This is a genomic window from Azohydromonas sp. (genome assembly GCF_035325925.1).
In the GTDB taxonomy this organism is placed as follows: Bacteria; Pseudomonadota; Gammaproteobacteria; order Burkholderiales; family Burkholderiaceae_C; genus Calidifontimicrobium.
In genome coordinates this window covers 1-21336 of sequence record NZ_DAOKZA010000022.1, presented here as the reverse complement: position 1 = coordinate 21336, position 21336 = coordinate 1, and the positions used below count along the sequence as shown (strand labels likewise).

General features: G+C 74.1%; 13 protein-coding genes. 6 read left to right on the top strand and 7 right to left on the bottom strand.

The features are described from left to right. Positions 1–73: 73 nt before the first annotated feature. Complete coding sequence (locus tag PKC53_RS10120) at positions 74–3796, top strand: hydantoinase B/oxoprolinase family protein (protein ID WP_324428353.1); 3723 nt, start codon at positions 74–76, stop codon at positions 3794–3796. 118 nt (positions 3797–3914) lie between these two features. Here PKC53_RS10120 and PKC53_RS10115 read toward each other — a convergent pair whose 3' ends face one another. The 5 genes from PKC53_RS10115 to dctP form a co-directional block, all read right to left on the bottom strand. Then, positions 3915–5489, bottom strand: coding sequence for an indolepyruvate oxidoreductase subunit beta family protein (locus PKC53_RS10115; RefSeq protein ID WP_324428385.1), 1575 nt, complete (start codon positions 5487–5489; stop codon positions 3915–3917). A gap of 5 nt (positions 5490–5494) precedes the next feature. Next, the gene (locus PKC53_RS10110) at positions 5495–7702 is read right to left on the bottom strand and encodes an indolepyruvate ferredoxin oxidoreductase subunit alpha (protein WP_324428352.1); all 2208 of its coding nucleotides are present in this window, start codon (positions 7700–7702) and stop codon (positions 5495–5497) included. 75 nt (positions 7703–7777) lie between these two features. Beyond that, positions 7778–9091, bottom strand: a complete 1314-nt coding sequence (locus PKC53_RS10105) for a TRAP transporter large permease subunit (protein WP_324428351.1) — start codon at positions 9089–9091, stop codon at positions 7778–7780. Positions 9092–9126: 35 nt separating this feature from the next. After that, entirely contained in the window at positions 9127–9618 is a 492-nt protein-coding gene (locus PKC53_RS10100) for a TRAP transporter small permease (protein ID WP_324428350.1), read from the bottom strand. A 33-nt stretch (positions 9619–9651) separates the two neighbouring features. Continuing rightward, positions 9652–10620, bottom strand: coding sequence for a TRAP transporter substrate-binding protein DctP (dctP, locus tag PKC53_RS10095; RefSeq protein WP_324428349.1), 969 nt, complete (start codon positions 10618–10620; stop codon positions 9652–9654). Between the two features lie 296 nt (positions 10621–10916). Here dctP and PKC53_RS10090 point away from each other — a divergent pair, with 296 nt between their 5' ends. Next, complete coding sequence (locus tag PKC53_RS10090; protein WP_324428348.1) at positions 10917–11897, top strand: helix-turn-helix domain-containing protein; 981 nt, start codon at positions 10917–10919, stop codon at positions 11895–11897. Between the two features lie 103 nt (positions 11898–12000). On the opposite strand, the gene PKC53_RS10085 is transcribed toward PKC53_RS10090, so the two are convergent. Further along, on the bottom strand, positions 12001–14304 hold the full coding sequence (locus tag PKC53_RS10085; protein ID WP_324428347.1) for a TonB-dependent receptor: 2304 nt from the start codon (positions 14302–14304) through the stop codon (positions 12001–12003). Between the two features lie 110 nt (positions 14305–14414). Next, a complete protein-coding gene (locus tag PKC53_RS10080) occupies positions 14415–14789 on the bottom strand; it encodes a hypothetical protein (protein ID WP_324428346.1) in 375 nt (124 codons plus the stop codon). A 203-nt stretch (positions 14790–14992) separates the two neighbouring features. Here PKC53_RS10080 and PKC53_RS10075 point away from each other — a divergent pair, with 203 nt between their 5' ends. The 4 genes from PKC53_RS10075 to PKC53_RS10060 form a co-directional block, all read left to right on the top strand. Further along, positions 14993–15763 carry a DUF481 domain-containing protein gene (locus PKC53_RS10075; RefSeq protein WP_324428345.1) on the top strand — a complete coding sequence of 257 codons (771 nt, stop codon included), beginning with the start codon at positions 14993–14995 and terminating at the stop codon, positions 15761–15763. A 32-nt stretch (positions 15764–15795) separates the two neighbouring features. Continuing rightward, positions 15796–16902: a chorismate synthase gene (gene aroC, locus PKC53_RS10070; RefSeq protein ID WP_324428344.1), complete on the top strand. Its 1107-nt coding sequence runs from the start codon at positions 15796–15798 to the stop codon at positions 16900–16902. Positions 16903–17153: 251 nt separating this feature from the next. Further along, positions 17154–19238 carry a diguanylate cyclase gene (locus tag PKC53_RS10065; RefSeq protein ID WP_324428343.1) on the top strand — a complete coding sequence of 695 codons (2085 nt, stop codon included), beginning with the start codon at positions 17154–17156 and terminating at the stop codon, positions 19236–19238. Positions 19239–19286: 48 nt separating this feature from the next. Continuing rightward, on the top strand, positions 19287–21336 hold a 2050-nt coding region (locus tag PKC53_RS10060; RefSeq protein ID WP_324428342.1), incomplete at its 3' end, for a DNA translocase FtsK 4TM domain-containing protein.

Genomic DNA, 21336 nt, shown 5'->3' with positions numbered 1-21336 from the left:
CCGGCGCACGAAGCCCGTGATGCCCGACACCGCGCCGCGCGACGGCGCGACGCCCACCTCCCGAGGACCCACGATGCGCTGGCAATTCTGGATCGACCGCGGCGGCACCTTCACCGACCTCGTCGGCCGTGCCCCCGACGGTGCGCTGCACACGCTCAAGCTGCTGTCGGACAACCCCGAGCAGTACGACGACGCGGCGGTCGAGGGCATCCGCCGCCTGCTCGGGCTCGCCGCCGGCGAGGCGATCACGCCGGCGCAGGTCGAGTGCGTGAAGATGGGCACCACGGTGGCGACCAACGCGCTGCTCGAGCGCAGGGGCGAGCGCACGCTGCTGGTGACCACGCGAGGCTTCCGCGACGCGCTGCGCATCGCGCAGCAGCACCGCCCGCGGCTGTTCGACCGCCACATCGTGCTGCCGGAACTGCTGTACGAGCGCGTGATCGAGGCCGCCGAGCGCGTCGCCGTCGACGGCGAGGTGATCGAGCCGCTCGACGAGATGCACCTGCGCGAGCGGTTGTGGGCGGCGCACGATGCCGGCATTCGCGCCTGCGCGATCGTGTTCATGCACGGCTGGCGTCACACGGCGCACGAGGCGGCGGCGGCGCGCATCGCGCGCGAGGTGGGCTTCACGCAGGTCAGCGTGTCGCACGAGGTCAGCCCGCTGATGAAGCTGATCGCACGCGGCGACACCACCGTCGTCGACGCGTACCTGTCGCCGATCCTGCGCCGCTACGTCGACCGCGTCGCCGCGCAGATGCCGGGCGTGGCGCTGTACTTCATGCAGTCCAGCGGCGGCCTGACCGAGGCGCACCGCTTCCAGGGCAAGGACGCGATCCTGTCGGGGCCGGCCGGCGGCATCGTCGGCATGGTGCGCACCGCGCTGGCGGCCGGGCACCAGCGCGTGATCGGCTTCGACATGGGCGGCACGTCGACCGACGTCAGCCACTACGCCGGCGAGTTCGAGCGCGCGTTCGAGACGCAGGTGGCCGGCGTGCGCATGCGAGCGCCGATGATGAGCATCCACACCGTCGCCGCCGGCGGCGGGTCGCTCGTGCGCTTCGACGGCGCGCGGTTGCGCGTCGGCCCCGAGTCGGCCGGCGCGAACCCCGGCCCGGCGAGCTACCGCCGCGGCGGGCCGCTGGCGGTGACCGACGCGAACGTGATGCTCGGGCGCATCCAGCCGGCGCACTTCCCTGCGGTGTTCGGCGCACGCGGCGACGAACCGCTCGACCGCGAGGCGGTCGCCGGACGTTTCGCCGCGGTCGCGCGCGAGATGAGCGCGGCCGCTGGGCGCGAGGTGAGCGCCGAGGAGGTGGCCGCCGGCGCGTTGCGCATCGCCGTGCAGAACATGGCCAACGCGATCAAGCGCATCTCGGTGGCGCGCGGCTACGACGTCACGCGCTACACGCTGCAGTGCTTCGGCGGTGCCGGCGGGCAGCATGCCTGCGCCGTCGCCGACGCGCTGGGCATGCAGCGCGTGTTCGTGCACCCGCTGGCCGGCGTGCTGTCGGCCTACGGCATGGGGCTCGCGGACCAGATCGCGATGCGCGAGGCCTCGGTCGAGCTTGCGCTCGACGAGGCGGGGCTGCAGGCGGCGTCGCGCCGCGCCGCCGAACTCGCCGACGCGGCGCGCGGCGATCTGGTCGAGCAGGGCGTGGCGGGCGACGCGGTGCAGCTGCACCACCGCGTGCACGTGCGCTATGCCGGCACCGACACCGCGCTGGTCGTGCCGCTGCCGATGGGCGGCGAGCCCGACGCGGCACTCGACGCGATCGGCGCCGACTTCGACGCGGCGTACCGCCAGCGCTTCGCGTTCTTGATGCCCGAGCGCGCGCGCGTGATCGAGGCGGTGTCGGTCGAGGCCGTGGCGCCGGGCGAGCGCCACGCCGGGCCGGGCGCCGAAGGCGCCACGCCGCACGCGCCGGTGCCGCTGGCGCAGGTGGCGATGTACGCCGACGACCTCGACGGCCACGGCGGCTGGCGCGACGCGGCGCTGCACCAGCGCGAAACGTTGCGCCCCGGCGCGACGATTCCCGGCCCCGCGGTGATCGCCGAGCGCAACGCGACCACCGTGGTCGAACCCGGCTGGCAGGCGCACCTGGTGGCCGGCGGCGCGCTCGAGCTGCAGCGCGTCGTACCGCGCGCCACGCGCCACGCTGTCGGCACGCGGGCCGACCCGGTGATGCTCGAGGTGTTCAACAACCTGTTCATGAACATCGCCGAGCAGATGGGCCTCAGGCTGCAGAACACCGCCTACTCGGTCAACATCAAGGAGCGGCTCGACTTCTCGTGCGCGCTGTTCGACGCCGAGGGCCAGCTGATCGCCAACGCGCCGCACATGCCGGTGCACCTGGGCTCGATGAGCGAGTCGATCAAGACCGTGATCGCGCGCAACCCCGACATGCGAGCGGGCGACGTCTACGTGCTCAACGACCCGTACCACGGCGGCACGCACCTGCCCGACGTCACCGTCGTCACGCCCGTCTACCTCGACCGCGCCGACGCGGCCCCCGGCTTCTACGTCGCGAGCCGGGGCCACCACGCCGACATCGGCGGCGCGACACCGGGCTCGATGCCGCCGTTCTCGAAGACCATCGACGACGAGGGCGTGCTGTTCGACAACTTCCTGCTCGTTCGCGACGGGCGGCTGCGCGAAGGCGAACTGCGAGCGCGGCTGGACTCGGGGCCGCACCCGGCGCGCAACCCCGAGCAGACGATTGCCGACCTGCGTGCGCAGATCGCCGCGAACGAGAAGGGCGTGCACGAGCTGCGCGCGATGGTCGCGCAGTTCGGCCGCGAGACCGTGGACGCGTACATGCGCCACGTGCAGGACAACGCCGAGGAGAGCGTGCGCCGCGTGATCACCGCGCTGGCCCGCAGGCCCCCGGGCTCGCCCGAGGGCTCGCCGCCCCCCGTGGGGGCCGGCCCGGGCCGGGACGGCTGTTTCGAGCTGCCGCTCGACAATGGCGCGCGCATCGCCGTGCGGGTCACCGTCGACGCCGCGAAGCGCGAGGCCACGATCGACTTCAGCGGCACGAGCGCGCAGTTGCCGAACAACTTCAACGCGCCGAAGGCGGTGACGATGGCCGCGGTGCTGTACGTGTTCCGCACGCTGGTCGACGACGACATCCCGCTGAACGCCGGCTGCCTGAAGCCGCTGCACGTGATCGTGCCCGAGGGCTGCATGCTCAACCCGACGCCGCCGGCCGCAGTGGTCGCCGGCAACGTCGAGACCTCGCAGTGCGTGACCAACGCGCTGTACGGCGCGCTCGGCCTGATGGCCGCGGGCCCGTGCACGATGAGCAACTTCACGTTCGGCAATCGCACGCACCAGTACTACGAGACGATCGCCGGTGGCAGCGGCGCCGGCGTGGTCCGCGACGCCGACGGCCGCGTGGTCGATGGCTTCCCGGGCACCGCGGTGGTGCAGACGCACATGACCAACTCGCGCCTGACCGACCCCGAGGTGCTCGAGTTCCGTTTCCCGGTGCGGCTCGACGGCTACGAGATCCGGCGCGGCTCCGGCGGCGCCGGGCGCTGGAAGGGCGGCGACGGCGGCGTGCGCCGGGTGCGCTTCCTCGAGCCGATGACCGCGTCCATCCTCAGCAACGGCCGCGTCGTGCCGTCGTTCGGCATCGACGGCGGCGCACCCGGCGCGGTGGGCGTCAACCGCGTCGAACGCGCCGACGGCCGCGTCGAGGTGCTGGGGCACGCCGACACGGTCGAGATGGCGCCGGGCGACGTTTTCGTCATCGAGACGCCGGGCGGCGGCGGCGCAGGCGTGGCGTCGGCCTGACGTCGCCGCGCCGCCGTGCGTCGCGCGGCCGACGCCGTCGCGGGTGCGTCCCGGCGCGCGAGCCGTCGATCGAACGGCAGCGCGCGATGCAGCCGCCGAGCGCGTCGCCGGCCGACGCCTAACGGTCGGCGGCGAATGCCCGGTGTGCCGCGGGCGGCGCGCCGGGTGCAGGCACCAGCGCGGCGAACTCGCGCTCGAGCGCCAGGCCCTCGGCGTCGCGCAGCGCCGCCTCGCGCAGGCGGGCCAGCGCGGTGGCGGCGTCGGCGCGTCCGGCCAGCGCCGTCGCCGCCTGCAGCAGGCGGTCGAAGCGGCTGCTGCCCCGCTGATGCGTGTCGCTGTAGCCCTTGACCAGGCGGCGGCAGCGCAGCAGTTCCACCGCCAGCGCGGCGTCGCGGCCCAGCGCCTGCTCGACAGCGGTCAGCCAGACCTCGAGGTGCGCCATCTCTTCGGCGTGACGGCGGTTGCCGCGCCGCCAGCGCCGCAGCGCGGCGACGGCGCGCAACTGCAGGTGGCCGCGCAGCGTGTGCGTGTGCACGCGTCGACCGCGGTCCAGCCGCGGTGCCAGCCAGGCCTTCAGGCGCGGTGTGGCGTCGAGCCGGTCGGCCCAGGCGCGCGGCAGCAACCCCGCCAGCTCCTCGAGCCGGGGGTGGAAGTACTCCTCGATGCCGACGACGTCGTCGTCGCCGGCGCCGACCTCGCGCCGCACGCGCGCGCTGCGCTCGGCGCGGGTCTTCAGGTCGGCCACGCGGATGACGTCGTCGTAGCTCATCGCCACCGCGATCCAGCGCGCCGCCTCGATCGTCAGCGCATGGCCGTCGCTGCCGTCGTCGCGCCGCGCCAGCCGCGCCACGCGGTCGAGGTACTCGGCACCGTAGGCCGCGTCCTGCCAGTCGACCACGCGCGCCAGGCCCTCGCCGAGCCAGTCCCAGCCGGCCGGCGGGAACTCGGCCCGGATCCTGTCGACCAGCGGCTGCAGCGCCGCGGCCGCCGCGCGCGCCGGCAGCGGCCGCGCGGCCGCCTGCATCGGATCGGCCGGCAGCATGGGCACGCTCGCGCTCGCGCTCGCGCGGCGCGCGACGTCGGCGGCGGCGCGCAGCGCGGCCAGGCTGGCGTGCACGCCGACGCCGCTGCGCTCGACGACGGCCTCGAACGCCGCCTGCTCGAAGGGCAGCGCGCCGCTGCCCGCCAGCGCCCCGAACAGGCTGGCCGAGACCACGCTGCCGTGGCGCACCGCCAGCGCCTGCATGTCGTCGACGACGAGGCGCTTCGCCTGTCGGCGCACCACGTCGAGCACCGCGGCGCCGTCGGCCGCCCCGTGACCGGGGGCGACCTTCTCCTGCACGGCGTAGGTGCGGTGGCTGCTGGCGACGACGGTGGTGCGCTCGGGCGTGACCAGGCCGCGCTCGACGGCGCGGCCGGCCTCCATCAGCTCGGCGGCGACCAGCACGTCGACGTCGCCCGGCACCGGCATCAGCGCCAGCACCGGCTCGCGGCCCGGGGTCGGCTCGACGAGTTCGATGTAGTAGATCGTCGCCCCGGTGCGCTGTGCCACGCCGGCCACCGACGTCGCCTGCGCCGTCCAGCCGGCGTGCTCGGCCAGGCCGACGATCCAGTCCACCAGCACGCCGCCGCCCTGGCCGCCCAGCGCCATGATCGCGACGTGGATGCGCCGTGGCCGCGGCGCCGGGTCCATCGCGTTCACGTGCCCTCCAACGGGTACAGCGCGCGCGCCGCGCGCGCCTGCCGCTGGCGCGCCTGCAACCACCGCAGCAGGCGGTGGCGCCAGCGCGCGCGCCAGCGTTCCGCGGCGCCCGGGTGGTGCACCTTGTGCGCCTTGTAGAACGACGGGCACAGCACGGCGGCGTCGGCGATCTCGCCGCAGTGCCCGCAGGCCACGCAGTGCTCGTCGACATGCGCCACCGGATCGGGCTTCAACGCGTCGCCGCTGGGCGCGAGCGTCAGGCTGGGACAACCGGACACGCGCATGCAGGCGTGGTCGCCCGAGCACACGGCGGCGTCGACGCCGAAGCGCTCGTGCAGCACGCGCTCGCCGGCGCGGATCGCCTGCGCCCTCAGCGGCTTCTCGCGCCGCTGGCGGTTGAGCATGCACTCGCTCTGCGCGATGACGACCTTGGGGCCCTTGTACGGGGTCGACAAGGCCTCGCGCAGCGCGGCGCGCATTGCGGCGACGTCGTAGGTGCGCGTGATGGTGCGCACCCACTCGACGCCGACGCCGCGCACCGCGCTCTCGATCGGGTGCATCGTGCTGCGCTGCGGGTTGGCCGCTCGCGACGACGGCACGTCCTGGCCGCCGGTGGCCGCCGAGTAGTGGTTGTCGACGATCACGAACACGTTGTCGTGCCGGTTGAACACCGCGTTGGCGATGCCCGAGGTCAGCCCGTTGTGCCAGAAGCCGCCGTCGCCCATGAAGGCCACCGCACGCTTGCGCGCGCCGAGCTGGCCGCCGGCGTTGAAGGCCGAGGCGCTGGACGCGCCCAGGCCGTAGCCCATCGTCGTCGCCCCGAGGTGGAACGGCGGCATGGTGGAGAACAGGTGGCAGCCGATGTCGGCCGACACGTGGTGCGTGCCCAGCTCGCGCTCGACGAGCTTGAACGACGAGAAGATCGGTCGCTCGGGGCAGCCGACGCACAGCCCCGGCGGACGCGGCGGCAGCAACGCGGCGACGCGCGCGGGCGCGTCGGCGACTGCCGCCGCGCCCGGACCACGCGCCGTCGTCGACACCGGCAGCGCCACCGCCACCGGGCGCGCGAAGGCCGCCGGGTGTTGCGCCTGCAAGAAGGCGCGCAGCCCCTCGCGCAGCACGTCGACCGTGTAGTCGCCGCCCATCGGCAGCATGTCCTTGCCGTACACCACGGTGTCGAGGCCGTGGCGGCGCAGGATGGTGTTCAGGTGCTGCTCGTGGTAGTCGGGCTGGCCCTCCTCGACGACCAGCACCGCGCGCCTGCCGCGGCAGAAACGCACCACCTCGTCGTCGACCAGCGGGTAGGCGACGTTGAGGATGTACAGCGGCACCCGGCTGGCGCCGAACGGGTCGGCCATGCCGAGCAGTTCGAGCGCGCGCAGCACGTTGTTCGTCATGCCGCCGAGCATGACGACGCCGACGTGGTCGACCTCGCCGTCGACGAACTCGTTGAGTGCGTGTTCGGTGATGTACTTCAGCGCCGCCGGCCAGCGCTGCTCGACCTTCTCGCGCTCGTGCAGGAAGGCCGCCGGCGGCAGCACGATGCGGCTGGTGTCGCGCCGCGGGTGCTCGAGCGCGTCCTTGAGCGAGAACGCCGGGCGGCGGTTCTCGCGCGTGACGAAGCGGCCGTGCAGGTGGCACGAACGGATGCGCAGCTCGAGCATCACCGGCGTGCGCGTGGCCTCCGACAGCGCGAAGCCGTCGTGCACCGCCTGGACGATCGACGGCAGGTGCGGCCGCGGGTCGAGCAGCCAGATCTGCGACTTCATCGCGAACGCGTGCGTGCGCTCCTGCATGATGCTGGAGCCTTCGCCGTAGTCCTCGCCGACGATCACCAGCGCGCCGCCGGTGACCCCGCCCGAGGCCAGGTTCGCCAGCGCGTCGGCGGCGACGTTGGTGCCGACGGTGGACTTCCACGTCGCGGCGCCGCGCACCGGGTAGTTCACCGACGCCGACAGCGCCGCCGCCGCCGCCGCCTCGCTGGCGGCGGGCTCGAAGTACACGCCGAGCTCCTGCAGGATCGGCTGGGCGTCGGCCAGCACGTCCATCAGGTGCGAGATCGGCGCCCCCTGGTAGCCGGTGACGTAGCCGACACCGGCCTCGAGCAGCGCCTTGGTCACGGCCAGGATGCCTTCGCCGTGGAACACGGTGCCGGGCGGCACCAGGAGCTGCTGCACTTCGCGGGCGAACGATCTCTCGGCCATGGTCGTGGGGTCGGTTCGAAGCGGATCGGGGTGGGGGCGGCCCGCCGGGCGGTGCAGGATCGCGGTGTCGGCGCTTCAGGGCATCAGCGACGGCAGCCACAGCCCGAGCGCCGGGAACGCCAGCAGCAGGCCGAGCACCGTGAGCTCGAGCATCAGGAACGGCAATGCGGCGCGGTAGATCGTGCCGATGCGCGTGCCCGCCGGCGCGATGCCCTGCATCACGAACAGCAGCAGCCCGAACGGCGGCGTCAGGAAGCTGATCTCCATCGTCAGCAGGTAGATGACGCCCAGCCACAGCAGGTCCACGCCGGCGGCGTGCGCCAGCGGCACGAACAGCGGCACCGTGATCATCACCATGCTGACCTGGTCGACGAAGCACCCGAGCAGCAGCAGCACCAGCATCATGCCCAGCACGACCGTCGAGCGGTCGGCGCCCAGCGCGGTGACCGACCCGACCAGGCCGCCGGTGGCGCCCGAGAACGACAGGATCTGGCTGAAGGTCGACGACGCGACGATGATGAACAGGATCATCACGCTGGTCTTGGCCGTCTCGCGCAGCGCGGTGGCGAGGGCGCGCAGCGTCAGCGCCCGGTAGGCGGCGGCCGCCGTTGCCGAGGCGATCACACCGAGCGCGGCCGACTCGGTCGGCGTCGCGACGCCGGCCAGCAGCGAGCCGACGACGACCACCAGGATGCCCGACAGCGGCAGCACGTAGACGGCGAACGGCCGCCAGCGCTCGCGCGCCGGCATCGGCGCCTCGTCGTCCGGCGGCGCGTCCTGCGGCCGCAGCCTGGCGCGCAGCACGATGTAGCCGAAGAACAGCAGCGCCATCAGCAGCGCCGGCGCGATGCCCGCGACGAGCAGGCGCGAGATCGAGATGCCCGCCAGGCTGCCCACCAGCACCGCCAGCGCCGACGGCGGGATCAGCATCGCGATGCCGCCGGTGGCCATGATCGGGCCCATCGCCAGCGTCGGGTGGTAGCCCCGCCTGAGCATCTCGGGCAGCAGCGAGCGGCCGAGCATCGCGGTGTTGGCGATCGTCGAGCCGGACAGCGCGGCGAACACCGTGCCGCCGGCCACCGTGACCACCGGCAGGCGGCCCGGCACGCGCGTGATCACGCGTTCGATCGCGTCGATGGCGCGGAAGGCCACGCCGCAGTGCAGCAGCACCTCGCCCATCAGCACGAACAGCGGGATCGGCGCGAGGCTGAAGTTGGTGATCGACGTGACGGCGTTGCGCGTCATCTGCATCAGCCCGCTGTCGCCGCCGAGGAAGATCCAGGCGCCGACGAGGTTGATGCCGAAGAAGGCCACCGCCACCGGCACGCCGAGCGCCAGCAGCAGCGCCAGCCCGCCGACCATCAGCGCCAGCGCCTGCCCCCAGTCCATGCCGCCCATCGCGCCCCCCGCCGCCCGGGTCGCCGTCAGCCGGCGTCGGGCCGCGGGCCGCCGCGCCAGGCCTGGCGCGCGAACTCGACGGCCATCAGCGCCATGCCGGCAGGCACCAGCGCCAGGATCCACCACTCGGGGAACACGAGCGACTTGAACACCAGGCTGTCGCGCGCCAGCGCCTGCGCGGTGGCGCGCCAGCCGTACCAGGCCACGCCGGCGCACACCGCCATCCCCGCCAGGGCGGCGAGCCGGCGCGCCGCGGCGCCGGCCTTGCCCGGCAGCCGCGCCACCAGCACGTCGACCGTGACGTGCGCGCCCTCGCGCAGCACCCACGGCGCGGCCAGCATCGTGGCCACCAGCAGCGCGTACTCGATCGCCTCGATCAGCCAGCCGGCGCCGCCGGCGCCGAGGTTGCGCAGCGCGACGTCGACGCCGATGGCCAGCGCCATCAGGCCGAACAGCGCGCCGGCCAGCAGCCCCAAGCCCGTGACCAGCGCGTCCCAGGCCCGCCCGAGACCCGGCAAGTCAGCGTCTCCCCTGCGACGCGGGCCGGGCGCTCAGCGCGCCAGCAGCTCGCGCAGGCGCTTGGCGTTCGCCGGCGCGACCTTCTCGACCTGCGCCCAGCCGACGTCGCGTGCGGTCTGCAGCCACTTGTCGCGCTCGGCGCCGGTGAGCGTGATCGTCTTGATGCCGGCGGCGGCCTGGCGGTCGGCCTCGGCCTTGTTGAGTTCGGCGTTGCGCGCGTTGGTCGACTCCAGCCACTCGGCCATGCGCGTCAGGAAGGCGCGCTGGTCCTCGCGCATCGACTTCCACTTGTCGAGGTTGACCAGCACGTTGACGTCGACCTGGTAGAAGCCCGGCTCGACGCGCATCTTGGTCACCTCGTGCCAGCCGAGGTCGAGGATGCCCTGGATCGGCCAGCCGTAGCCGTCGACCACGCCGCGCTCGAGCGAGGTGTAGACCTCGCCCGGCGGCGTCTGCACGTTCTTCGCGCCCAGGGCCTCGAAGAAGGCGCGGTAGATCGGCGTGACGCGCAGCGTCAGACCCTTCAGGTCGGCCTTGTCGATCGGCTTGTTCAGGTACAGGTGAAACGGCGTGCCGTCGCCGGTGCGCGCGAGGTACCAGGCGTTCATGCGCTGGTTGTGCAACTGGTTGAGCAGCGCCCACGCGCCGTTGGCGCGCTGCTCCTGGATCGTGCGCTCGGCGAGCTTGAGCGCCTCGCCCTCGGGCAGCAGCGTCGGGTAGAAGGCCGAGGTGACGTTGGCGATGTCGACCACGCCGCTGGACACGGCGTTGCCGAGCTCGAACGGCGGCACCGCCGAGGGCCCGCCGACGAGGTTGATGCGCACCAGACCCTTGCCCTCGGCGTTGACCTTCTCGACGAAGGCCTCGAAGGGCTTGGAGAAGGCCGTGCCGGGCTGGAAGGCGGTCACGGCCCGCAGCACGATCTCCTGCGCCGCGGCCGGGGTGGCCGCTGCGGTGAGCGCGAGGGCGAACAGGCAGGTCAGGCGTCGCAGTCGGTTCATGGCGGTCTCGTTCGGTTCGATCGGGTCGGGCGCGGCGTTCGCCGCGGGGCACGAGGCGGGCCTGGCGCAGTGGGGCGGCACGCCACGATCGCGCATCCTGCGCCTTCGCGGCGCCGGTGGCTATCCGGAACGCGCCGTACGATGTCCGTTTTGCGCCGCAGCCGGCGCCGGCCGCAGCCCCGCGGCCCGGCGGGGTCGGTGCGGGTTCAGGGTATTCCCGGGTTCGGAGTCGCCGGCGCGACGTCCCCGCAGCGGAATACTCCCGGTGTCCAGCCATCGACCGATCGACGCAGCGCATGCAGCCGCCCCCTTCGCGCCAACTGCTCGACGCCTACCCGCTGCTGCGCTCGCGCAGCGTCGACGAGGCGAGCGCTGCCATCGGGCGCGTGTTCTCGCCGCACCGGCTGGAAGTGGGCGGACGCGGTGAGTCGCTCGACGTGCGGCACAACCAAGTGCGGCTCGAGGACGTCTCGATCAACGTGCTGCGCTACGGCGCCGATGTGGTCATCGATCCGGGCGAGCGCGGCGACTTCTACCTCGTGCAGATGCCGCTGGCGGGCCACGCCGAACTGGCCAGCGGGCGCGAGCAGGCGCGCGTCGACGCGCAGGTGCTCAGCGTGCTGCGCCCGCAGGTGCGCAGCCGCATGCACTGGAGCCGCGACTGCACGATGCTGCTGGTGCAGGTCCCGCGCAGCACCGTGCAGCGGCGTGCCGACGAGTGGGGCGGCAGCAGCGAGCCGCGCTTTGCGCTGTCGCACCCGCGCCGCGATCCGGCGGTGGCGGCCTGGTGGCAGGCGCTGCTCGACCTGACGGCCAACCTCGACCGCCATGGCCGCGAGTGGCTGCGCCATCCGGCGGCGGCCGCGGCGATGGAGGCGTACGTGCTGTCGGCGTTCGGCGCGCTGCTGTGCGAGCCGGCGCTGCCGCGCCGCGGCGAACCCGGGGACGAGCGCTGCCTGCGGCGCGCCAAGGAGTACGTGCACGCGCATCCGGACCGCGCGCTGACGCTGGCCGAGATCGCGCGCCACGCCTGCGTGTGCCCGCGCACGCTCGAATCGGCGTTCCGCCGCCACGGCGAGCCGCCGCCGACGGTCTACGCGCGCCGGTTCCGGCTGCAGGCGGCGCACGAGGCGCTGCTCGAGTGCCGTCGCCGGGGCCGCGAGACCAGCGTGACCGCGGTCGCGCTGGCGCACGGCTTCGTGCACATGGGGCGCTTCGCGATCCAGTATCGGGGGCGGTTCGGCCGCTCGCCGTCCGACACGCTGCGCGGGCGCTGACGGTCTTCGGCGGCGGGGCGCGTGCCCCCCGCCGCATCGACACCGCGATGCGACGCCGCGTGCGCACGCGGGCGCAGGGCCGGGCGCGACGCCGGCGAGCCCGTCAGAACGACACCGTCATGCTCGTGTACACCGAGCGGCCCGGTCCGGGCACCGCGATGCCCCACGGGGCGCCGGTGATGCTCATCGTGCGCCCCTGGCCGACGTAGGCGCCGCCGGTCGGCAGGAAGTACAGCTTGTCGAGCAGGTTCTCGACACCGACGTCGACGCGCACGCGCGGCCACGTGTGGCTGGCGCGCAGGTGCAGCAGCCCGTAGCCGGGCGTCGTGACTTCGTTGCGGACATCGGAGCCGTCGGTCTTGGCCCGCACCAGCACCCACTCGATCGAGTTGTCCCAGCCGCCGCGGCGCTGGGTCAACGCCAGTCTGGCGTTCAGCGGCATCGCCTGGTACAGCGCGTCGCCGGTGTCGCGGTTCTCGCCGTCGACGTAGGCGACGACGGCCTCGACGCCCCAGTCGCCTGCCGCACCGCTGGCCAGCGGCATGCGCCCCGACAGGTCGACGCCCCGAAGCCGCGCCGACTGGTTGGCGTAGCCGAGCACGTTGAACTGGCCCGGCTTCCAGCCGGTGCGCGCGACGGCGTCGACGTAGTCCGACACGCGCGTGACGTACGGCGTGGCCTTCAGCCACCAGTGGCGGTCCTCGGCGTGCCAATCGAACGTGGCCGACGCGGTGTAAGCCACCTCGGGTTTCAGGTCGAGGTTGCCGACGTAGCCGTTGCCATCGCCGACGAAGTTGTTCATCAGCGCGGCCATCGGCCAGCTCGACCACGCGTAGCGCTCGTACAGGTTCGGCGAGCGCACCTTGCGCGCGGCGCCGAACTCGACGTCGAGCGTCGCGCCGGCGCGCCACCGCGCCAGCGCGGCGAGGTCCCGGTTGTGGTCGCGGCGCCGTCGGTCGAGCGCGTTGAACGCGGCGGCCTCGGCCACCTGCGCGCCCGGCGCGTTGGCCGCGGTGCTGTAGCCGCGCACGTCGCCGGCGTCGCTGGTCACGCGCTCGATGCGCGCGCCGACCAGCGTCGTCCAGCGCGCACCGTGGCGCGCCTGCCACTCGCCGAACAGCGCCAGGCGGTCGCGCCGGCCGTCGGCGATGTTCGTGAACGTGCCCGGCCCCATGCCGCCGCCCGACGGCGGCCACGCGTCGTCGAGCCGGTACGCCTGCGCCTCGCCGCCGACGCGCAGCAGCGACGCGTCGCCCAGCGGCAACTCGGCCTTCAGTGTCAGCCCGTGGTTTCGGCTCTCGGTGTCCATCGGCATGCCGGCGGCGCAGGTGCCCGCCGGATCGCCGTGGAAGCGCACCGGCGCGCACGGCGCACCGTCGCCCGAGTTGGTGCCGTACCAGTACCGCTTGTCGGCGCCGAAGTCCATGAAGTGCTCGACGTGCTCGCCGTACGCGCGTGCCTCGAAGGTGGCGCCGCCGATGCGGCCGACGTAGCGCAGGTTCACGCGGCGCTGCGTGTTGCCGAGCATGTCCATGCGCTGGTTGGGATAGAGCTGCTCGGGCAGGTCCTGGTAGCCCAGGCGGGCGTCGAGCAGGTGCTCGCCGCTGCGCCAGGCCAGTGCCAGCGTGTGGTTGCGCGTGTCGTAGGCCGTCGAGCCGACCTCGTCGAGCGGCAGCGAATGGCCGACACGCCCGGTGTCGGCGCTGGTCTTGAAGTCCCCGCCGGCGTCGTAGTTGCCGGCGCGTGCGATCGCGCCGTGGTAGCGCGCGCTGAGCGACTCCGTGGCGTAGGTCGCCGTCAGGTGGCCGCCGCGCGCGCGGCCGTTGCTGCGCGCGAAGGCGCCGGCCTCGCCCTTGGCGAGCGCGCCACCACCGGCCGGTGCGAACTGCGGTTCGGCGGTGCGCGCGACGATCGTGCCGCCGAGGCTGTCGCCGCCGGCGCTCACCGGCGCGATGCCAGCCCACACCTCGAGCATCGCGACCTGGCTCGGGTCGAGGTACGACAGCGGGGGGTTCATGTGGTTCGGGCACGACGCGATCAGGTCCATGCCGTCGACCTGCACGCGCACGCGGTCGCCGGCCAGCCCGTGGATCGACGGCAGGCCCGACACGCCGCCGGCGCCTTGCAGGCCGACGCCGGGGATGTCGCGCAGCAGCGCCGCGGTGTCGCTGCCGGCGGCGCGCAGTGCCTGCAGTCGCACCGCGCCGGGGCTCGTCGGCGCGGCGACGACGGCGCGGGTGGCCTCGACGAGGACGGTGTTCGGTGCGCCGTCGGGCGCGGCCTGCGCGGCGGCCAGGCCCGGCAGCGCCGACAGCGCGAGGCACAGGCGGCGCAGGCGGGTCGGGTCGCGGCGGGGGACATGGTGATGGCGCGGCGTCGTGCGGCGCCAGGAGGGTTCGTACGGCATGGTGGTCTTGAATGGCGTGAGGTCGTGGTCGGACGGCGCGCCTTGCGCAGGCGCGCGTCTCGCGGCACCGCCGCGGCGGTGCCGTCGATCGAAGTCGGAAGGGGATGGGTTCAGCCGCGCGGCGGCGCGCGCACCGGCGGACGCAGTGCGGCGTCGGCGCGCGGCGCCGCGCCGGCATGGCGGCGTGGCGCCGCGGCGGCGGCGTGCGCCGCACCGGTGTGCACGGTGGCCACGGCCAGCGCGAGCGGCAGCGCCGCGGCGGCGCACACCGCGCAGGCGTCGACCGCCGGCGCGATCGCGCCGGCGGTGGCTTGCTCCGTGCCGCCGGCCGATGTGGTGCACACCGCCGCCCACGGGGTGCCGGCCAGCCAGCGCGCCTGGTGTGCCGCGCTGGCGCCGACCAGCAGCCACTGCGCGACGAGCGCGAGCAGCGCCAGCGCGACGCCGAGTCGGGGCGGTCGGGAAACGGGCGGGCGGGGCGTCACGGCCCGCGCACTCTAGGCGGGCGTCGGGCCCGCGGCCTTGAACCGCGTCAAGACCGTGCCGGCGCCCGGGCCCGCGTCGGCGCGCGTCGTGCGATGCCCGCGCACGGCGCTGCGGCAAGCGCGCCGGCCTAGACTCGTCCGGACGGGCCATGGTGGCCCGTTGCCGTTTTCGGCCCCGCCGATCGAGAAAGGAACCGCATCCGATGACCCAGGTGTCCCGTCCCCCCTGCGTTGCGCGCCGCGTGCTGACGGCGCTGTGTGCAGCCATGGCGTGCGTCGCGGCCAAGGCCGACGAGTTGAAGACCGACGGCCAGTGGCGCGGCAGCGCGGCGCTGTCGGCGTCGGTTGCGCGCGGCAACGCCGAGTCGACCCAGTTCGCCACCCGATTCGACGCCTACCGCGCGACGCCGGTGGACAAGTGGTCGCTGTACGGCAACGCGCTGTACGGCGAACAGCGCACCGACGCGGGCGAAGAGAAGACGGCCGACCACCTGCTGCTCGGCGCACGCTACGACCACGACCTGAGCCGGCGCGTGTTCGTGTTCGGCCTCGGCGAGCTCGGCCGCGACCGGCTCGCCGACCTGTCGCATCGCGTCACCGCGGCCACCGGGTTCGGCCACAAGCTGGTGCGCAGCGAGTCGACCACCTTCGACCTGTTCGGCGGCATCGCCGGCACGCGCAGTCGGTACGGCAGCGGCACCGAGAACGACTTCGAGCTGCTGCTCGGCGAAGAATCGAGCCACCGGCTGACCTCGGCCGTTCGCCTCACGCAGAAGCTCACCGCGTACCCGAGCGTCAGCGATCGCGGCGAGTGGCGCTCGACCTTCGACGCCACGCTGCAGGTGCAGCTCAACGCGCGGCTGGGGCTGCAGGTTGGGCTGCAGCACCGCCACAGCAGCCGCGTGCCCGAGGGTGTCGACCGCGACGACACGGTGTTCCTCACCGGCCTGAACCTGCGCCTGGGCGCCGACTGACGGCGCGCGCTGCCGGCTCCTACAATCGCCGCATGCCCGGCAGCACCCTCGGCGAAGCGCTTCGCGTCACCAACTTCGGCGAGAGCCACGGGCCGGCGATCGGCTGCGTGATCGACGGCTGCCCGCCGGGCATGGCGCTGACCGAGGCCGACATCCAGCCCGACCTCGACCGCCGCCGCCCGGGCACCAGCCGTCACGTGACGCAGCGCCAGGAGGCCGACCATGTCGAGATCCTGTCCGGCGTGTTCGAGGGACGGACCACCGGCACGCCGATCGCGCTGCTGATCCGCAACACCGACCAGCGCAGCAAGGACTACGCGAACCTGCTCGACACCTTCCGCCCCGGGCACGCCGACTACACCTACTGGCGCAAGTACGGCCATCGCGACCCGCGCGGCGGCGGGCGCAGCTCGGCGCGCCTGACCGCGCCGACGGTGGCCGCCGGCGCGGTGGCGCGCAAGTGGCTGCGCGAGACCCACGGCACCGGCATCGTCGGCTGGATGAGCGCGCTCGGCGAGATCGAGATCCCGTTCGAGGGCACCGAGCACATCGCGCACAACGCGTTCTTCGCACCGAACGCCACGCTGATCCCGCGGCTCGAGGAACACATGGACGCGCTGCGCCGCGCCGGCGACTCGTGCGGCGCGCGCATCGAGGTGCGCGCGACGAACGTGCCGGTGGGACTGGGCGAGCCGCTGTACGACAAGCTCGACGCCGACATCGCCTACGCGATGATGGGCATCAACGCGGTCAAGGGCGTCGAGATCGGCGACGGTTTCGGCGTCGTCGCCCAGCGCGGCAGCGTCCACGGCGACGAGCTGATGCCCGACGGCTTCGCCAGCAACCACGCCGGCGGCGTGCTCGGCGGCATCTCGACCGGGCAGGACCTGGTGGTGCGCCTGGCGCTCAAGCCGACGAGTTCGATCCGCATTGCGAAGGCGTCGATCGACCGCGAGGGCCGGCCGACGACGCTCGAGACGCTGGGGCGCCACGACCCCTGCGTCGGCATCCGGGCGGCGCCGATCGCCGAGGCGCTGCTGGCGCTGCTGCTGATGGACCACGCGCTGCGCCACCGCGCGCAGTGCGCCGACGTGCGGCTGCCGCTGCCGCCGATTCCCGGGCACCGCGCCGGCGGCTGAGGGCCCGCGGCGCCGGCGCGCGCCGCGCCGGGCGATCGGGTGCGCCGACCCCGCCGCTGCGGCGTGATGCGGCATGCGGCCGGCGCGGCCACGGCGCACGCTCAAGTCCCCAACGATGGCGCCGATAGCGCGACATCGGACCCCGCCGCGGGCCCGCCACCGCTGCCCGATGCCGTCACTTCGATCCGCACCCGCGAATTCCGTTGCCCGGGCTCCGGGGCACGCCACGATCCGTCCCGGACGCTGAGGCGGTGGACGCCGACCTGTTCGTCAGCGACGAGGCGGCGCCGGGCCTGCTGGCGCGCTGGCGCGCCAGGCTGGCCGCGTGGCGCCCGCGGCGCTGGCTCGGCACGCTGAAGGCGCGCCTCGCCGCCGGCGTGCTCGCGGTGATGTTCGCCGGCATGGCATGGACGTCGTGGCAGATGGGCCGGGTGGCCGAGCTGCAGATCGTCGACCAGGCGCACCGGCGCGAGCAGATCGAGGCGCAGCGCACCGCCGGGGTGATCGCCCGGCGCGTCGCCGAACTGCAACGTGCGCTGGCGGTCAGCGCCGAGCAGCTCGACGCCGGGGCCCTCGACGACCCGCGGCGCCTGGCCGAGTTGCTCGAGCACAAGACGGTGCTGCGCGCGATGTTCTCGCAGGTCTTCGTCGCCGACGCCACCGGGCGCGTGGTGCTGCGCCACGACGGCGCCGGCGGGCCGGACGAAGGCGGGTCGGTGGCGCATCGCGTGTACTTCCAGCGTGCGCTGGCCGGCAAGCTCGTGCAGACCTCCGAGCCGCTGCGCGCCACCGCGTCGGACGAGCCGATGGTCGTGTTCGCGCATCCACTGACCGACGCCGACGGCGCGGCGCGCGGCGTGGTCGGCGGCGCGATGCGACTGGCCAGCCGCGACCTGCTGGCCGGCATCGCCGACTCGCGCGACGACGAGCCCGGCGATCCGGGCGAGCTGGTCGTGGTCACCGACGGGCAGGGGCGCATCCTCGCGCACCCGCAGCAGGCGCGTCTGCTCGGCACGCTGGCCGACGAGCCGCGGCTGGCGCAGGCGCACGCGCAGTGGGTCGCCGACGGCCGCCCGCTGCTGCGCGGCGCCGGAATGTGGCGGCAGGACGGCGAGGTCGTGGGCATGGCCGGCGACAGCGAGGCCGGCTGGCACGTGTGGCGCGCCACGCCGACCGCGCGGCTGTTCGCGCCGCTGCAGGCGGCGCGCACGCAGGCGCTGCGCCACGGTGCCGTGGCGGCGGCGCTGCTCGCGCTGCTGCTGCTAGGCTACCTTGCCTGGCAGCTGCGGCCGCTGGCGGTGCTCGAGCGGCGCGCCGCGGCACTGCTGCACGGCAACGACGACGGCGACTGGCCGCGGGCCGACGGCGAGATCGGGCAGCTCGCGCGCACGCTGCGCCACGTGTGGGCCGAGCGCGCGCAAATGGAGTCGTTCAACGCCGAGGTGCTGCGCAAGCTCGGCTCGGTGATGGCGGCGGCGCCGGTGGGGCTGGCGTTCACGCGCCGGCGCCGCTTCGAGATCGTCAGCACCGAGTTCTGCGCGCTCGTCGGCCGGCTCGAGGACGAGCTGGTCGGCCAGCCGGCGCAGCGCATCTTCCCGTGCGACAGCGATGCGCGTGCGCTGGACCAGCAGGTGGCGGCGACCTTCGCGCGCGGCCAGCCCTACGTCGGCGAGTGGCAGCTGCAGCGCGCCGACGGCACGGCGTTCTGGGCCCAGGTGCGTGCGCGCCCGGTCGACCCGCGTTTGCCGGCGGCCGGCACGATCTGGAGCGTCAGCGACATCAGCGAGCAGGTGCACTCGCGCCAGCAGCTCGAGCACGCGGCGCTGCACGACGCGCTCACCGGCGTGGCCAACCGCAAGGGCTTCGACCGCGCGCTGGCGCAGGTGTTCGGCGCCGCCGGCAGCGTGCGGCCGGCGGCGATCGTGATGATCGACCTCGACCAGTTCAAGCCGATCAACGACGGCGCCGGTCACGCCGCCGGCGACCGCATGCTGGTGGCGGTGGCGCAGGCGATCGCCGCGGTGGTGCGCGCCAGCGACACCGTCGCGCGGCTGGGCGGCGACGAGTTCGCCGTGCTGCTGCCGCATTGCGACCAGGCGCAGGCGCTCGTGGTGGCCGACAAGGTGCGCTACGCGATCTGCACGCTGGCGCTGCCGTGGCAGGGACGGCTGCTGCGCGTCGGCGCCAGCCTGGGCGTGGCCGAGCTCGGCGCCGGCCACGACGACCCGGCGCAGTGGCTGGCCGACGCCGACGACGCCTGCTACGCCGCCAAGCGCAGCGGCGGTGGCGCGGTGCGCGGCAGGTCGCCGCTGCGGCTGGTCGCCAGCGACGGCTGACCCCCCGCGCAGGCGGGCCGGCCGCCGAATCGGGCCACAATCCGCGGCATGACCTTTCCGTTGGGATCGCTGCGCGCCGAAGCCGGCGCAGGGGCGACGACGGCGACGCCGCCGGGGGCGCGCTCGCGCGCCGGCGTCGCCGGCGCCGTGACGGCGCCGCGCTGGCGGCGCCAGCTGTGGCTGTCGCTGGGGGCGCTGGGCTGGCTGCTCGCCGTGCTGGCGCTGGCCACGCACCACGCCGGCGACCCCGCGTTCACCACCTCGGGCGACGGTGCGCCGGTGCGCAATGCGGTGGGCCTGGTCGGCGCCTGGGTGTCGGACTTCGCGCTGTTCCTGTTCGGCTGGTCGGTGTGGTGGCTGCCGCTGGTCGCGGCGCGCGCCTGGCTGGGCGCGCTGGCGCGCACGATGCGCGGCGGCGACGGTGGCGACGCCGCGCCGTGGACCGGTGCCGGCTGGGTGTGGGGCGGCGCCGCGCTGCTGCTGGCGGCCAGCTGCGCGCTCGAGTGGACGCGCTTGTATCACTGGGAGACCACGCTGCCCGGCCACGCCGGCGGCGTGCTCGGCGTCACGCTGGGGCCGCTGAGCATGACCTGGCTCGGCTTCGTCGGCTCGGGGGTGACGTGGATCGCCGCGCTGGTGCTGGGCAGCGCGCTGGCGCTGCGATTCTCTTGGCTGCGGCTGGCCGACCAGCTGGGCGCCTGGCTCGAAGGCCTGCGCGAACGCCGCGAGGAGCGGCGCGAACGCGCCGAGGACATCCGACTGGGCGAGGCCGCGCTGCGCGAGCGCGAGCAGGTGGTCGAGACCGAACGCGAGCACGTCGCCGAGCACGAGCCGCTGGTCATCGAGCCTGCGGTGGTCGAGGTGCCGAAGTCGGCGCGCGTGATCAAGGAGCGACAGAAGCCGCTGTTCACCGAGCTGGCCGACACCAGGCTGCCGCAGGTCGACCTGCTCGACGCCGCGCCGTCGCGGCAGGAATCGGTGACGCCCGAGTCGCTGGAGATGACCAGCCGGCTGATCGAGAAGAAGCTCAAGGACTTCGGCGTCGAGGTGCGCGTGGTCACCGCGTCGCCGGGCCCGGTGATCACGCGCTACGAGATCGAGCCGGCCACCGGCGTCAAGGGCGCGCAGGTGGTGAACCTGGCGAAGGATCTGGCGCGCTCGCTGAGCCTGGTGAGCATCCGCGTCGTCGAGACGATCCCCGGCAGGACGACGATGGCGCTCGAACTGCCGAACGCGAAGCGGCAGACGATCCGCCTGGCCGAGATCCTCGGCTCGCCGGCGTACGGCGACGCCGCGTCGCAGCTGACGATCGGACTGGGCAAGGACATCGTCGGTGCGCCGGTGGTCGCCGACCTCGCGAAGATGCCGCACTGCCTGGTGGCCGGCACCACCGGCGCCGGCAAGTCGGTGGGCATCAACGCGATGATCCTCAGCCTGCTGTACAAGGCCGAGGCGCGCGACGTGCGGCTGATCCTGATCGACCCGAAGATGCTCGAGCTCAGCGTCTACGAGGGCATCCCGCACCTGCTGTGCCCGGTGGTCACCGACATGAAGCAGGCGGCCAACGCGCTGAACTGGTGCGTCGGCGAGATGGAGCGGCGCTACAAGCTGATGAGCAAGCTCGGCGTGCGCAATCTGGCCGGCTTCAACAAGAAGGTCGTCGACGCCGCCGAGCGCGGCGAGAAGCTGCCCAACCCGTTCAGCCTGACGCCCGAGGCGCCCGAGCCGCTCGAGCGCCTGCCGCAGATCGTCGTCGTCATCGACGAGCTGGCCGACCTGATGATGGTCGTCGGCAAGAAGATCGAGGAGCTGATCGCGCGGCTGGCGCAGAAGGCGCGCGCGTCGGGCATCCACCTGATCCTGGCCACGCAGCGGCCGAGCGTCGACGTGATCACCGGGCTGATCAAGGCCAACATCCCGACGCGCATCGCGTTCCAGGTGGCGAGCAAGATCGACAGCCGCACGATCCTCGACCAGATGGGGGCGGAGGCGCTGCTCGGCCAGGGCGACATGCTGTACCTGTCGCCGCCGGCGGGCGCGCCGCTGCCGGTGCGCGTGCACGGCGCCTTCGTCAGCGACGACGAGGTGCACCGCGTGG

Coding starts and splice junctions, on each gene's coding strand:
- PKC53_RS10115 (WP_324428385.1), bottom strand. CDS start 5,489: ATGGACCCGGCGCCGCGGCCACGGCGCATCCACGTCGCGATCATGGCG.
- PKC53_RS10075 (WP_324428345.1), top strand. CDS start 14,993: ATGACCCAGGTGTCCCGTCCCCCCTGCGTTGCGCGCCGCGTGCTGACG.
- aroC (WP_324428344.1), top strand. CDS start 15,796: ATGCCCGGCAGCACCCTCGGCGAAGCGCTTCGCGTCACCAACTTCGGC.
- PKC53_RS10120 (WP_324428353.1), top strand. CDS start 74: ATGCGCTGGCAATTCTGGATCGACCGCGGCGGCACCTTCACCGACCTC.
- PKC53_RS10085 (WP_324428347.1), bottom strand. CDS start 14,304: ATGCCGTACGAACCCTCCTGGCGCCGCACGACGCCGCGCCATCACCAT.
- PKC53_RS10090 (WP_324428348.1), top strand. CDS start 10,917: ATGCAGCCGCCCCCTTCGCGCCAACTGCTCGACGCCTACCCGCTGCTG.
- PKC53_RS10110 (WP_324428352.1), bottom strand. CDS start 7,702: ATGGCCGAGAGATCGTTCGCCCGCGAAGTGCAGCAGCTCCTGGTGCCG.
- dctP (WP_324428349.1), bottom strand. CDS start 10,620: ATGAACCGACTGCGACGCCTGACCTGCCTGTTCGCCCTCGCGCTCACC.
- PKC53_RS10105 (WP_324428351.1), bottom strand. CDS start 9,091: ATGGACTGGGGGCAGGCGCTGGCGCTGATGGTCGGCGGGCTGGCGCTG.